Origin of the sequence: Amycolatopsis oliviviridis (assembly GCF_014654365.1) — a bacterium.
GTDB lineage: Bacteria > Actinomycetota > Actinomycetes > Mycobacteriales > Pseudonocardiaceae > Amycolatopsis > Amycolatopsis oliviviridis.
On the sequence record NZ_BNAY01000002.1, the window covers coordinates 424,853 to 439,271 of the forward strand.

Consider the following 14,419-nt stretch of genomic DNA (forward strand, 5'->3'; position numbering starts at 1 on the left):
CGGGCTTCCGTTCGGGTTCAGAGGAATTCGCCGCGGCCGGCGGCTTTCTTCGCCGACACGAGCGCGCCGACGTCGGGCTGGTGCGAGGTGGCGGCCAGCGCGGCGAAGGCGTTCGCGATCGCTTCGCGCTGTTTCTCCGCGCGGACGGCGAAGGGGTTGGCGGTCAACCAGCCCGCCGCGATGAGCCGGGCGACGTCGTTGCGGATCTTGGACCGGCCGGTGGGGCACCGCGCGTTGTCCAGATTCACCAGTTCGTCGTACAGCTCCGTGTGGTCCCGCCCCGGCGGCAGATCGTCCGGCGCGTTCAGGACAAGTTCGAGCTTCGCGATCCATTCCGCGTGCGGGATCCGGTTGAACTCGTCCTCGAAGAAGGTGACCACCTCGCCGATGTCTCCCAGCGCGAGGTTGCAGTACGCGAGGCGCACCGGGTCCTGCGCGGTGTCCGGGTCGTCGCGCAGGGCCTTGAACTGGTCGGTGTAGGTCGGCCCGTCCCCGTCGCCTCGCCGGGCCAGCGCGGACACCAGGTTCGCGGCGATCCACGGATGCAGGGCCGCCTGGTCCTCGGTCGTCCCGGCCGAGTTCTTCGCCGTCACCCACAACGAGGTGCGCAGTTCGGTCAGGATCCGCCCGACGTGCGGCTGGTCGATGCGGCTCTGCGCGGCGTCCGGGATCAGCCAGGGCGCGGTCGCGAACGGCGCCGCCGTCACGAAATCGTCGAGGTGGACGCCGTCGAGGTGATCGGTCAGCCCCAGCCCGGCCAGCCTGCGGTAACAGGGGTCCTGCTCGCCGCGGGGATCGGCGGTGAGCAGGTCGCGGTCGCCTTCGCGCACGTCGCTCGCCCGCAGCCGTTCCGTGAGCTGCGCGACGGCCGACGGCAGTCCACCGGTCGCCCGGTGCGCGAGCGTGACCTTCGGGCTCCGCACCCCGGAATCGAGCAAGCGCGCGATCCGCCCGACCGGCTGCGGCGCGATCCGGATGGGGTAATAGGGCGAATCGAGCGCGCCGTTGCCCGGGTTCGCCCAGTCTTCGTACGAGGCCTCTTCGCACTCCGCCATCGGCCGGACGGCGGGCGGGGCTCCCGACGCGGGTTTCCACGGCGCGAGCCACGCGGTGCCCCACTCGTCCTGCCATCGCCCGCTGGTCGCGATGATCAGCAGCGCGTCATGAGCGTCGCGGTCGTTCGGATGCTGGACCGCGTAGCGTTCCCGCGCGGCGACCAGGTCGGCGAGGAACTCGGTCCCGCCGGCGTGGTCCACGTCGTCGAGCACGACCACCCAGTTGTGCCGGTGCTTGCGCTGCTGCGAGATGTCGCAGTCGCACGGGCTCTTCTCCTCCGGTTTGGCCAGCCGTGGATGGTTCTCCCGGACGTCGGCGAGGAACGCCGCCATCACCCATTCGGTGACCGCCTTGGCATCACGGGCGCTGCCGTGCGCGAGCCGGTTGAGTTCGAGCAGCGCGTCGAACGGGGGTCTTCCCTCCGCGTTGGGGAAGTCGGCCAGCGAGCGCAGCGCCTTCCCGAGCCTCGGCCGGATGTTCCGGACCAGATGCGGGAAGAATTGCCGGAACAACTCCGCGTACGGAGGTTCGACGAGACCGATCGCCTTCGCCGTCTCGGCCAGTGTGTCGAGCGCGTTGTCGAGCGCCGGTTTCCAGATGATCCGGTGGAAACTGTTGATCAATGCCTTCAGTTGCGCCAGGTCTTCGTCACGATTTCGCCCGGAAAGTTCCGCCTGTACCGCGATCAGCGCAATGGTGAAACGAACGAACTGCGGTTTCGGCCGATTTCGCCATTTGCCCGACAACCCGTAGGCCAGTTTCGTGAGCACGTCGATCGTGCTCGCTCTGCCGCCTTGCCCGAAATCGAACCCGGCGTGCACGACACCCCAGCCCAGGTCGCGGCGGATCGCCTCCAGTGCCGTGGTCTTTCCCGAACCGACCGGTCCGAGCAGCAGTGTCACCGGTTGACGGCGCGACGGCCTGCCGGTCTCACGATTGATCAGCATTCTCCGGGCGAACCGCACCGCGGGAGAATGTCGGTCCACACTCATTTTCCTGTTCAGCCCCTAGCTGTGCTCCGGGAAGGGAATAGAGAGTGCGAACCATCGTAGGTACCCGGCCGGATCCGGGACACGGGAACAATGACACCAGACACGAAAGGACGAAATCCGGTAAGAATCGTAATTTTGTTTCGGCGGTGAGCGATACCGCCGCTCACCCGATCGGCGCTATCCGCCCCAGTGCGGCTGACGGCCGCCGCCCCGATACCCACCGGGATATCCGCCGCCGTAGTACCAGTCGTAGTACTCGTCGTGATCGTGATGGCCGGCGCGCGGATCCTGCCGTTCTTCGGGCTCGGGCTCCGGGGTGGGCGACGGGGTCTCCGAGCCGTGGATCGACGCGGTCATCGGCGGCGGGGGCGCGACACTGCCGCCCGAGGGTCCCGACGGGACGGGTGAAGACGCCGCGTCGTCCGGGACCACGATCGCCTGCGGGGCGATGGTCAGCGACGGCGGTGGGAGCGGTGTCCCGGGGACGACCTCGGCCGAGTCGGCCGGGGTGAGCAGCACGGCCAGCAGGCCACCGACGACGACACCACCCGCCGAAAGCGCCGAGATGCGCAGCAGCCTCCCGCTGCCAGGACCGACGGTGATCGGAGCCCGGTGCTTCGGCCCGCGCGGCCCCCGGCGACGGGGTACGGCACCGGCCGCCCGCATCAGCTCGCTCAGGGCGTCCCCACCGGCTTCGCGGCGAGCCGTCCGTGCCATCGGCACCTCCCAACCCCGGTCCGCCGATCGACTCGGCGGCCTCGACCCGGGGTGGATCCTAGGAACGCGGGAGGCGGTTGTAAACGGCCGTCGTCCACTGCGGACAGACGGTGCGGTGAAGGGTCAGGCCGCTGCGGTGACCGCGATGGCGGCTTCGCCGGCCTCGGTCAGTTCGGCGGGCACCCGGCCGGTGACCGCCGAGAGCCCGGTGGACTCGGCGGGGCGGATGTACCCGCCGTGGGCCAGGGCGTGCGCGGTCATCTGATCGCAACAGGCGAACCCGTCGATGAAGAGGTCCGGCTCGCAGCTGCACGACATCTCGGCACGACGGGCCGCGACCGCTCGCAGCATCGCCATCGCTCGATGGGACAGTTCGACCTCTGAACCGGACACCGGACTGGACCTCTCTCGATCAGCTACCCGAATCAGCAGCACTTACACCGTGTTATCGGTCGCTGCTCCATCAGTGTTAACAAGATCTCAGACGTTCCCGGGATTATCCAGGTTCCGTTCGATCTTCTGGCTTTTCGCCAGTGCCAGCGTGGGCTCCAGGACCCGTGCCCACTGGGCCACGATCTGCTTGCGGCGCTTCGTGTCGTCGGTCAGCAGATTCGCCAGGCCCAGGCCGCGGGCAAGATCGAGAGTGGCCTGGACCAGCTCACGGACGCCCTGGTGGGATTCGTCGACGCCGAGCAGTTCGACGGTCACCCGGTGTGCTTCCCGGCCGACCCGCGCCTCCAGCGGCACCAGGGTGGCGCGCAGGGCTTCGTCGGTCGAGGCCGCGACCCACAGGTGCAGCGCGGCGCGGAACATCGGCCCGCTGTAGAGGTTGAGCACCATGTCGACGGCCCGTTCGATCCGGGACCGCCCGGACGGCAGCTCCGCCGCCCGCGCGCGCAGTTCCACGATCTGGATCTCGCCGACGTGCTCGACCGCCGCCGCGACCAGGTCTTCCCTGGTCGGGAAGTGGTGCTGGGCGGCACCGCGCGAGACACCGGCGCGTTCGGCGATGACCGCGACCGTGGTCCCGTTCCAGCCCAGCTCCCCGATCGTCCCGACGGCGGCCTCGACCAGCCGCCGCCGAGTCGTCCGGCTGCGTTCCTGCTGTGGTTCGCGGATCATCGCCGCTCTTCGACCCAGAAGTCGAGCTGCAGGTCTTCCTCGCTCCCGCCGACGCGGTACTTCGAGAAGTCCGTGACGCCCTCGGCGGCCAGCACCTCGTCGTCGAGGTAGAAATTCCCCGTCGCTTCGGTGCTCGGTTTGGTGAGGATCGCGTGCGCCGCGTCCGCCATGATCTCCGGCGTCCGCGATTTCGCCGCGAGTTCGGCACCGACGACGTTGCGGATCGCCGCGGTGTCGATCGTGGTGCGCGGCCACAGCGAATTCGCCGCGATCCCGTACTGCCGCAGTTCCGCGGCGAGCCCGACGGTCACCAGGCTCATCGAGTACTTCGCGATGCTGTACGCGAGATGCCCGGCCTTGAACCACTTCTCGTCGAGGCTGATCGGCGGCGACAGCGTCAGGATGTGCGCGTTCTCCGCCTGTTTCAGGTACGGGATGGCGAGTTTCGACAGCAGGAACGACCCGCGCGCGTTGATGTCCTGCATCAGGTCGTAACGCTTCATGCTGACCGCTTCGGTCGGCGTCAGGTCGATCGCGCTGGCGTTGTTGAGCACGATGTCGATGCCGCCGAACTGCTCCGCGGTCCGCGCGATCGCGGCCTCGACCGACGTGTCGTCGCGGACGTCACCGACGATCGGCAGCGCCTGCCCTCCGGCGTCCTCGATCGCCTTCGCCGCGGTGTAGAGCGTTCCCGGCAGTTTCGGGTGCGGCTCGGCGGTCTTGGCCAGCAGGGCGATGTTCGCCCCGTCCCGGGCGGCACGGACCGCGATGGCCTCGCCGATCCCGCGGCTGCCACCGGAGATGATGATCGTCTTTCCGTGCAGCGTGCTCATACGCTCGCCTCTCAGTAGGACCTGGGCAGGCCCAGGCTGTGCTGGCCGACGAAGTTGAGCACCATCTCGCGGCTCACCGGCGCGATCCGGCCCAGCCGGACGGCCGCGACCAGGGTGCCCAGCCCGTATTCGCTGGCGAGGCCGTTGCCGCCGTGGGTCTGCACGGCCTGGTCGACGGAACGGATGGCGACCTCGGCGGCGGCGTACTTCGCCATGTTCGCCGACTCGCCCGCGCCGAAGTCGTCGCCGGAGTCGTAGAGCGAGGCCGCCTTCTGCGTCATGAGCTTGGCCAGTTCCAGCTCGATCTTGATCTCGGCCAGCGGATGCGCGAGGCCCTGGTGGGTGCCGATCGGCGCGCCCCACACCTTGCGCTCGTTGGCGTACGCCACGCCCTTGGCCAGCGCGTACCGCGCGATGCCGAGCGAGAACGACGCGCCCATGATGCGTTCGGGGTTGAGCCCGGCGAACAGCTGCGCGATCGCCGCGTCCTCCTCGCCGACCAGCGCGTCGGCGGGCAGGTGGACGTCGTCGAGGAACAGGCCGAACTGCTTCTCCGGCGAGACGATGTCCATCTCGATCTGCTTGTACTCGAAGCCGGGCGCGTCGGTCGGGACGATGAACAGCGCGGGCTTGAGCTTGCCGGTCTTCGAGTCCTCCGTACGGCCGACGACCAGGACGGCGTCCGCCTCGTCGACACCGGAGATGTAGACCTTCCGTCCACTGAGGACCCAATCACCGCCGTCGCGTTTCGCGGTGGTGGTGATCTTGTGCGAGTTCGACCCGGCGTCCGGTTCGGTGATCGCGAAGACCATCCGCCTGCTGCCGTCGGCGATGCCGGGCAGCCAGCGCTTCTTCTGCTCGTCGGTGCCGAACCGCGAGATGACCGTGCCGCAGATCGCCGGCGAGACCACCATGAGCAGCAGCGGGCAGCCCGCCGCGGCGAGTTCTTCGAGCACCGCGGCGAGATCCGCGATCCCCGCTCCCCCGCCGCCGTACTCCTCGGGCAGGTTCACGCCGAGGTAGCCCAGCCGTCCGGCCTCGGCCCACAGTTCCTCGGTCTTGAGCCCGGCGCGGGCCTGCTTGGCGTAGTACTCGTGCCCGTACTTCTTGCCGAGTTCGGCGACCGCGGCCCGCAGCGCGACGCGCTCCTCGGGCTCGGTGAAGTTCATCGCGTTCATTCGTCGTCTCCTACCACCGCGAGGATCGTGCCCACTTCGACCTGCTGTCCGACCACCACCGGGAGTTCGGTCACGACGCCGTCGGCGGGCGCCGCGATCCGGTGTTCCATCTTCATCGCTTCCAGCCACAGCAGCGGATCGCCGGTCTTGACGGTGTCGCCGGCCTCGACCGCGAGCCGGACGACGGTGCCCGGCATCGGCGCCACGAGCGAACCGGCGGCGAGCGCCGCGTCGGGATCGGTGTACCGCGGCACCACGTTCAGTTCGACGGTGCCTTCCGGCGAATCGACGTACACGGTGTCGCCGTACCGGGCGACGCCGAACTTCCGCCGCACCCCGGACACTTCCAGGACCACGCCGCCGGACTCGGCCGAAACCAGTTCGACGCCTTCGAATCCGTCCGCGCGCAGACCGTCGCGACCAAGGGTGTAGACGACCTCGATCTCGTCCTCTCCTTGACGAAAACGTTTGCGCTGCCCTTGTGAGCGGACATTCCGCCAGCCGCTCGGCAGTCGTCCCTGCACCCGCGCGTCCGCCCGGTTCACGGCGGCACCGGCCAAAGCGGCGGCGAGCGCGGAAATCCGTACAGTGTCCACAGTGGCCAGTGGCCGGGCCAGCGTTTCGAGACCGTGCCGGTCGAAGAACGCCGTATCGGTCTCGCCCGCGAGGAAGGCCTCGTGGCGCAGGACGTTCACCAGCAGGTCGCGGTTGGTCACCACGCCGTGGATCTCCGCGTCGGCCAGCGCTCCGGCCAACGCCCGCGCCGCGCTCCGGCGGTCCGGGGCGAAGGCGATGACCTTGGCGAGCATCGGGTCGTAGTGCACGCCGACGGTCTGGCCGCTGACGAAGCCGGAGTCGAGCCGGACACCCGGGCCGACTTCGAATTCCCGCTGTGCGGCGGGGAGTGCGAAGCGATGCAGAGTGCCGCTCTGCGGCTGCCAGCCCGCGGCCGGGTCTTCCGCGTAGAGCCGGACCTCGATCGCGTGCCCCCGCGTCTCAGGCTCGTCGATCGGCAGGTGCTCGCCCTCGGCGATCCGCAGTTGCAGCGACACAAGGTCGAGTCCGGTCGTGGCCTCGGTGACCGGATGTTCCACCTGGAGCCGGGTGTTCATCTCCAGGAAGTAGAACCGCCCGTCCGGACCGGCGAGGAACTCGACCGTCCCGGCGCCGACGTAGTCGATCGCCTGCGCGGCCTTGCGGGCGGCGTCGAACAGCGCTTCCCGCATGGCTTCGTCTACGAACGGCGACGGCGCCTCTTCGACGACCTTCTGGTGACGGCGCTGGATCGAGCATTCCCGCTCCCCCACCGCCCACACCGTGCCGTGGGTGTCGGCGAGCACCTGGACCTCGATGTGCCGCCCGGTCTCCAGGTACCGCTCGCAGAACACGGTCGGGTCGCCGAACGCCGACGCGGCTTCCGCGCTCGCCCCTTCGACGGCCTCGGCGAGCTCGCCGAGCGAGCGCACGACGCGCATGCCTCGTCCGCCACCACCGGCGGAAGCCTTGACCAGCAACGGAAGGTCGGCCTCGGTGACCTCGGCCGGGTCCAATTCGGACAGGATCGGGACACCGGCGTCGGCCATCATCCGCTTGGACTCGACCTTCGACCCCATGCTCTCGATGGCTTCCGGCGGCGGGCCGACCCAGGTCAGCCCGGCGTCGATCACGGCGCGGGCGAACGCGGCGTTCTCGGACAGGAAGCCGTAACCGGGGTGGATCGCGTCGGCGCCGGTCTCGACGGCCGCCTTGATCAGCAGTTCGGCGCGCAGATAGGTGTCGGACGGCGCGTTGCCCGGCAGCCGGACGGCGACGTCCGCCTCGGCGGTGTGCGGCGCGTCGGCGTCCGCGTCGGAGAACACCGCGACCGTGCCGATCCCGGCGTCACGGCAGGTGCGGAACACGCGGCGGGCGATCTCACCGCGGTTGGCGACCAGAAGTTTCTCGATCACTTTCGGCCCCTCACTGTCCTTACGCGAGATCGCGCGCGTCCGCGATCGGGTCGCCAGGGCGCGACTTCGCGTAGTACCCGCGCTGTCGGTCGACAAGCGCCCTGCCGCCCCGATAGCGGGGCCTTCGGCCGAACGCGCGCCTTTACGTGTATTTGGTTGCCGCGACATCAGTCTGCTCCGCCGCCCGTCACATACGGAAGACGCCGAAGCCCTCGGCGCCCTTCACTGGTCCATTGTGGATCACGGACAGGCTGAGCCCGAGCACCGTGCGGGTGTCGCGGGGATCGATGATCCCGTCGTCGTAGAGCATCCCGGAGAGGAACATCGGCATCGACTCCGCCTCGATCTGGCCCTCGACCATGGCGCGCATGGCGGCGTCGTGCTCCTCGTTGTAGTCCTGCCCGCGCGACGCGGCGGCGGCGCGGGCCACGATGGACAGCACACCGGCCAGCTGCTGCGGCCCCATGACCGCGGATTTCGCACTGGGCCAAGCGAAGAGGAACCGGGGATCGTAGGCGCGGCCGCACATGCCGTAGTGCCCGGCGCCGTACGAGGCACCCATGAGCACCGAAAGATGCGGGACCTTCGAGTTCGACACGGCGTTGATCATCATCGCGCCGTGTTTGATGATGCCGCTCTGCTCGTATTCCTTGCCGACCATGTAGCCGGTGGTGTTGTGCAGGAAGACCAGCGGCGTGTCGATCTGGTTGGCCAGCTGGATGAACTGCGCCGCCTTCTGCGATTCCTCACCGAAGAGCACGCCCTGCGCGTTGGCGAGAACACCGACCGGGTAGCCGTGGATGCTCGCCCAGCCGGTGGCGAGACTGCTGCCGTACAAGGGTTTGAACTCGTCGAAATCCGAGCCGTCGGCGACCCGGGCGATCACCTCGCGCGGGTCGAACGGCACCTTGAGGTCGGTGGGCACGATGCCGAGCAGGTCTTCGGCGGAGTACAGCGGCTCGGCGTAGTCCGGTTTCGGCGTCGGCCCCTGTTTGGTCCAGTTGAGCCGTTTGACGATACTGCGGCCGAGCCGGATCGCGTCCTCTTCGTCCGCCGCGAGGTAGTCGGCGAGGCCCGATGTGCGGGCGTGCATCTCGGCGCCGCCGAGCGATTCGTCGTCCGACTCCTCGCCGGTGGCCATCTTGACCAGCGGGGGCCCGCCCAGGAACACCTTCGCGCGTTCCTTGACCATGACGACGTAGTCCGACATGCCGGGCAGGTACGCACCGCCCGCGGTCGAGTTGCCGAACACCAGCGCGATCGTGGGCACCTTGGCCGCCGAAGACCGCGTGATGTCGCGGAAGATCCGGCCGCCGGGGATGAAGATCTCCTTCTGCGTCGGCAGATCCGCGCCACCGGACTCGACGAGGTTGATCACCGGCAGGCGGTTCTGCGCGGCGATGTCCGCGGCGCGATAGCTCTTCTTGGCCGTCCACGGGTTGCTCGCCCCGCCTTTGACCGTGGGATCGCTCGCCGAGATCATGCATTCGACGCCTTCGACCACGCCGATGCCGGTGATCACGCTGGCGCCGACCTGGTAGTCCGAACCCCAGGCCGCGAGCGGCGACAGCTCCAGGAACGGCGAGTCCTCGTCGAGGAGGAGTTCGATCCGCTCGCGGGCGAGCAGCTTGCCGCGTTTGCGATGCCGGGTGACGTACTTCTCGCCGCCACCCGCGATCGCCTTCGCCTGCTCGCCGTCGATCTCGGCGAGCTTGCCGAGCATGGACTCGCGGTTGGCCGCGAACTCCTCACTCCGTGAGTCCACTGTGGACCTGATCGTGCTCATGCGGTGTATCCCAATCGCTTCGCGGCCAAGCCGGTGAGGATCTCGTTCGTACCGCCGCCGATGCCGAGGATGCGCACGTCACGGTAGTGACGCTCCACTTCGGACTCTCGCATGTAGCCGAGTCCGCCGTGCAGCTGCACGGCCTCGTTGACCACCCATTCGGCGGTCTCGACGGCGGTGTTCTTCGCGAAACAGGCTTCGGCGATGACCTCTTCGCCCGCGACGTGCCGCTGCGCGACCTGCCGGGTGTAGGCGCGGGCGACGTCGATCTTGCGGGCCATCTCGGTGAGCTTGTGCTGCACCAGCTGCCGGGAGATCAGCGGACGGCCGAAGGTCTCCCGCAGGCGGCACCAGTCCAGGGTCAGGTCGAGCGCCCGCTGCGCGTGCGCGTAACCCTGCACCGCCAAGGAGACCCGCTCGGTGACGAACTGCGTGGCCACCTGCGCGAACCCGCTGTTCTCGGCGCCGATCAGGTTCTCCACGGGCACCCGGACGTCCACATAGGACAGTTCGGCGGTGTCGGAGCAGAGCCAGCCCATCTTTTCCAGCTTGCGGGATACAGTGAAACCCGGCGTGCCGCGTTCGACCACGATGAGCGAGATGCCATGGGCGCCGGATTCGCCGGTGCGGACGACCGTGGTCACGAAGTCCGCGCGGCAACCCGAGGTGATGAAGGTCTTGGCGCCGTTGATGACGTACTCGTCGCCCTCGCGTACCGCCGTGGTGCGGATCCCGGCGACGTCCGAACCGCCGTCGGGTTCGGTGACCGCGAGCGAGCCGATCTTGGCGCCTTCCAGCGTCGGCCGGACCCAGCGTTCGAGCTGCACCGGATCGCCTGCCGCCGCGATGTGCGGGACGGCGATGCCGCAGGTGAACAGTGAGGCGAAAAGCCCGCCGGAACCGCCCGCGTAGTGCAGTTCCTCGGCGATGACGACGGCGTCGAGGTAGTCGCCGCCCCCGCCGCCGACCTCCTCGGGGAAGCCGACGCCGAGCAGTCCGAGCTCTCCGGCCTTGCGATGCAGGTCGCGCGGCAATTCGCCTTCGCGCTCCCAGTCGTCGAGATACGGCAGGATCTCGGCTTCGGCGAACCGCCGGACGGTCTTGCGCAGCTCGACGCGTTCCGGCGTGGAGAAGGGGTCGGTCACAGGAGAGCCTCCGGGATGTCGATCTCGCGGGAGCGCAGCCATTCCCCGAGCGCCTTCGCCTGCGGGTCGAACCGCGCCTGCGACGCCACGCCCTCGCCGAGGATGCCTTCGACGACGAAGTTGAGCGCCCGCAGGTTCGGCAGGAGATGCCGCTGGACCTCGAGGTCCGCGGTCTCCGGGAGCAGCAGTTTGAACTCGGTGACGGTGAGCCGGTGCGCGAGCCAGCGCCACGCCTCGTCCGAACGCGCCCAGACGCCGACGTTCGCGTTGCCGCCCTTGTCGCCGCTGCGCGCGCCGATCACCCTGCCGAGTGGCGCCCGGCGGACCTCGGCCTGCGTGAACGGGGCGGGCAGCGGCTCATTGTCCACTTCGGACAGAGGAAGTGTTTCGGTGGCGGGCGCGATGTCGTGGCGCGTCCCGTCCGGCAGCACGGCGACGTGCGGAACCTCGTGCGCGTCGACGAAAGCGGCCCGGTAGACGCCGTAGGGCGACGCCGCCGCGGGCGGTGCGGTGACATGGAATCCCGGGTAGCTCGCCAAGGCGAGTTCGATGGCCGCGCCGCTGAACGCGCGCCCGGCGACCTCCGGGTCCGCGTCCTTCACCGCGACGTGCAGCAACGCGCTCGCCTGCTGCTCGGTTTCGGCGTCGGGCCGGTCGGTGCGGGCCAGCGTCCACCGGACGTCGGCGGGCGGCCGCGCCTTGAGCGCGCCTTCGAGTTGTTCCTTGACCAGCGCGGCTTTCGCTTCGACGTCGAGTCCCGTGAGGACGAACGTCGTCTCGTTGCGGAAACCGCCGAGACCGTTCAGGCAGACCTTGAGCGTCGGCGGCGGGGGTTCGCCGGTGACACCACTGATGCGGACGCGATCCGGGCCGTCGTCGGTGAGGGTCAGCGTGTCGAACCGCGTCGTGACGTCCGGCCCGGCGTAACGGGCGCCGGTGATCTCGTAGAGCAGTTGCGCGGTAACGGTTCCGGCGTTCACGATGCCGCCGGTGCCGGGGTGCTTCGTGATCACGCTGGAGCCGTCGGCGGAGATCTCGGCGATCGGGAAGCCGGGCACGCCGATCTCGTGCTCGGTGAAGAAGGCGTAGTTGCCGCCGGTGGCCTGCGTGCCGCATTCGATCACGTGCCCGGCCGCGACCGCGCCGGCCAGCGCGTCGTAGTCGTCGCGCGCCCAGCCGAAGTGCGCGGCCGCGGGGCCGACGATCACTGAAGCGTCGGTGACGCGTCCGGTCACCACGATGTCGGCGCCCGCGTTCAGGCATTCCGCGATCCCCCACGCGCCGAGGTAGGCGTTGGCGGTCAGCGTCTTGCCGAACCCGAGCTCCTCGGCGCGCTGGACGAGGTCGTCGCCCTCGACGTGCGCGATGGCGACGTCGACACCCAGTTTCGCGGCCAGCTCGCGCAGCGCGTCCGCGAGTCCGGCGGGGTTGAGCCCACCGGCGTTGGCGACGATCTTGACGCCCTTTTCCATGGCCAGCGCAAGGTTCGCCTCCATCTGGCGGAGGAACGTCTTGGCGTAGCCGCGATTCGGGTCCTTCATCCGGTCGCGGCCGAGGATGAGCATGGTCAGCTCGGCCAGGTAATCGCCGGTCAGCACGTCGAGCGGGCCGCCGGTGAGCATCTCGTGGACCGCGGAGAACCGGTCGCCGTAGAACCCGGACGCGTTGCCGATCCTGATCGGGGCGGGGGTCATGCGAACTGCCCCGGCCGCCGTCCCGCACCGGGAGGCCCGGCGAAGGCCTGCGCGATCCCGAGCCATTCCTCGACGTCGGCGCCGGTCGCGACCAGGTCGGTGTCGTCGGGATGACGGCGCTGGGTGATGACGAGACAGAAGTCGACCGCGCTCCCGGTGAGCCGCTGCCCGGCGTCCTCGGGCCCGAACGCCCAGGTGGTGCCGTCGGGCGCGGCCAGCTCGACGCGGAATTCCTCGGCGGGCGGGGCGAGCGAGTTGAGCTTGTAGGCGAAGTCGCGCGTGCGGGTCCCGAACCGGGCGATGTGCCAGATCCTGGACGAGTTCTCGCGCGTGAGGCCGAGCGCGTCGAAGATGTCCTGGCCGTGGGCCCAGGTCTCCATGAGGCGCGCGGTCACCATGGACGCGGCGCTCATCGGCGGTCCGTACCAGGGGATCTTCTGGCCGCTGGGCACTTCTTCGAGCGCCTTCGCGAGTTCCGCGCGGCCGGCGCGCCATTCGGCCAGCAGCTGACGGGGCGGCGTCTTCGCGCCCTCGGCCGCGCCGTCGTCGACGTAGGACTCCCCGGTCGCGAGGAGCCCTTCGATCTCGGCCTGCCAGTCGGCCTCGGATCCGCGCGCCGCGATCAGCGCCTTCTGGTCCGTCCAGGCCAGATGGGCGATCTGATGGGCGATCGTCCAGCCTTCGGCCGGGGTCTGCCGCGCCCAGTCCGACGCGGGCAGGTCCGCCACCACGTCGTCGATGGCCTGCGATTCCGCCGCGAGATCCCCAAGGATCACGCCCAGGTCAGCCATGCCCGCCTCCTCGCGTCTCTCCCCAGGCTGGCACCCTCCGCCAGAAAAATCAAGCACGCCTGATTGTTTTACTCGCCTGCGCCCACCGACCCAAACCGCATTCAGAGGACTAAATGCGTGACATGGCGTGACACGACGCCGCGCTCACGTGATCAGACACGGAACTCGCGTGTCTGGACTCCGCACACCAAGGACGGCGTCCAGACACGCGAGTTCCGCCTTCCGTCACGCGAGTCACGTGCTCAATCACGCGAGTCACGTGCCTGATCACGCGCGTCCGCTCGTCAGGGCCGCTCGAACTCCCGGATCAGCACCGGGTACTGCTCCCCGCCGTGCCCGGCCGCGATCGCGCGGTCGGCCATCGCCTTGATCAGCTTCGGCAGCTCGGCGTTCACGCCCAGCGCCTCGCTCTCCTCGACCATGTGCGCCATCGCCCGCGCGTCGGTCTCCAGCGCCGACACCTCCGCGGGGAAGGAACCCTTGTCGATCTGCTCCGCGTATCCGGGCAGCCAGCCGGCCACGCCGGCGGCGATCTGCTGCGCGAACGGCGCGTACGTCGCGGCGTCCACACCGGCCGTCTTGAGCATCGCGGTGCCCTGGAGCCACGCGTTCAGCACGCTCCACATCATCGTCAGACCCGCGACGTCGTACAGGGACGCGAGCCCGGGGTCCTCGCCGAGATGGCTGGCCGTGCCGAGCGCGCCGAGGTCGAAGTCCGGCCGCGGCCCGCTCAGCAGGATCACCGCCTCGGCGGTCCCGATCGACGACGGGATCGCCATGATCGCGCCGTCGAGGTAGCGGGCACCTCGTTTTTCGGCCCAGGCGGCGGTTTCCCGTGCTTGAGCGGAATCGCCCGAGGTCAGGTTGACCAAGGTCGCTCCTTCCAGCGCGGCATCGTCGAGCAGGTCGCGCACGGCCGAGTAGTCGGTGAGGCACACGATCGTCGTGCCGCCTGCCGCGAGCGCGTCACCGATCGTGGGCGCGAGCCGCGCACCCTCGGCAACCAAAGGGGAAGCTTTGGCGGCGGTCCGGTTCCAGACGGTGGTGGGATGCCCGGCCTTCAGGAACGCGCGGGCGAGCGCGGTCCCCATCAGGCCGAGGCCGAGAACTGTCACAGGTGCGGTGGTTTCGTTGTCCATGGCTGCATCGTCGACGT

The 14,419-nt window shown here is 69.3% G+C and carries 12 protein-coding genes; all 12 read right to left on the reverse strand.

Annotated features, from left to right (window positions below; translation table 11 throughout):
* Positions 1–17: 17 nt before the first annotated feature.
* Positions 18–2,003, reverse strand: a complete 1,986-nt coding sequence (locus IE302_RS09125; RefSeq protein ID WP_229907688.1) for a CobW-like GTP-binding protein — start codon at positions 2,001–2,003, stop codon at positions 18–20.
* Between the two features lie 222 nt (positions 2,004–2,225).
* Positions 2,226–2,765, reverse strand: coding sequence for a hypothetical protein (locus IE302_RS09130; protein ID WP_229907689.1), 540 nt, complete (start codon positions 2,763–2,765; stop codon positions 2,226–2,228).
* Between the two features lie 123 nt (positions 2,766–2,888).
* Complete coding sequence (locus IE302_RS09135; protein ID WP_005152108.1) at positions 2,889–3,158, reverse strand: hypothetical protein; 270 nt, start codon at positions 3,156–3,158, stop codon at positions 2,889–2,891.
* Between the two features lie 87 nt (positions 3,159–3,245).
* A complete protein-coding gene (locus IE302_RS09140) occupies positions 3,246–3,887 on the reverse strand; it encodes a TetR/AcrR family transcriptional regulator (RefSeq protein ID WP_191253774.1) in 642 nt (213 codons plus the stop codon).
* Complete coding sequence (locus IE302_RS09145) at positions 3,884–4,720, reverse strand: SDR family oxidoreductase (RefSeq protein ID WP_191253776.1); 837 nt, start codon at positions 4,718–4,720, stop codon at positions 3,884–3,886. The genes IE302_RS09140 and IE302_RS09145 overlap by 4 nt, the downstream gene beginning before the upstream one ends.
* A gap of 11 nt (positions 4,721–4,731) precedes the next feature.
* The gene (locus IE302_RS09150; protein ID WP_191253778.1) at positions 4,732–5,898 is read right to left on the reverse strand and encodes an acyl-CoA dehydrogenase family protein; all 1,167 of its coding nucleotides are present in this window, start codon (positions 5,896–5,898) and stop codon (positions 4,732–4,734) included.
* Positions 5,895–7,847 carry an ATP-binding protein gene (locus IE302_RS09155; protein WP_191253780.1) on the reverse strand — a complete coding sequence of 651 codons (1,953 nt, stop codon included), beginning with the start codon at positions 7,845–7,847 and terminating at the stop codon, positions 5,895–5,897. The genes IE302_RS09150 and IE302_RS09155 overlap by 4 nt, the downstream gene beginning before the upstream one ends.
* A gap of 187 nt (positions 7,848–8,034) precedes the next feature.
* Positions 8,035–9,633 (reverse strand): acyl-CoA carboxylase subunit beta, encoded by a 1,599-nt coding sequence (locus IE302_RS09160; protein ID WP_005152118.1) that lies wholly within the window; start codon positions 9,631–9,633, stop codon positions 8,035–8,037.
* Positions 9,630–10,778 (reverse strand): acyl-CoA dehydrogenase family protein, encoded by a 1,149-nt coding sequence (locus IE302_RS09165; RefSeq protein WP_191253782.1) that lies wholly within the window; start codon positions 10,776–10,778, stop codon positions 9,630–9,632. Before IE302_RS09165 ends, IE302_RS09160 begins: the two co-directional genes overlap by 4 nt.
* The gene (locus IE302_RS09170) at positions 10,775–12,472 is read right to left on the reverse strand and encodes an acyclic terpene utilization AtuA family protein (protein WP_191253784.1); all 1,698 of its coding nucleotides are present in this window, start codon (positions 12,470–12,472) and stop codon (positions 10,775–10,777) included. Before IE302_RS09170 ends, IE302_RS09165 begins: the two co-directional genes overlap by 4 nt.
* Positions 12,469–13,263, reverse strand: coding sequence for a TIGR03084 family metal-binding protein (locus IE302_RS09175; protein ID WP_191253786.1), 795 nt, complete (start codon positions 13,261–13,263; stop codon positions 12,469–12,471). The genes IE302_RS09170 and IE302_RS09175 overlap by 4 nt, the downstream gene beginning before the upstream one ends.
* 284 nt (positions 13,264–13,547) lie before the next feature.
* Positions 13,548–14,402, reverse strand: a complete 855-nt coding sequence (locus IE302_RS09180) for an NAD(P)-dependent oxidoreductase (protein ID WP_191253788.1) — start codon at positions 14,400–14,402, stop codon at positions 13,548–13,550.
* Positions 14,403–14,419: the final 17 nt, after the last annotated feature.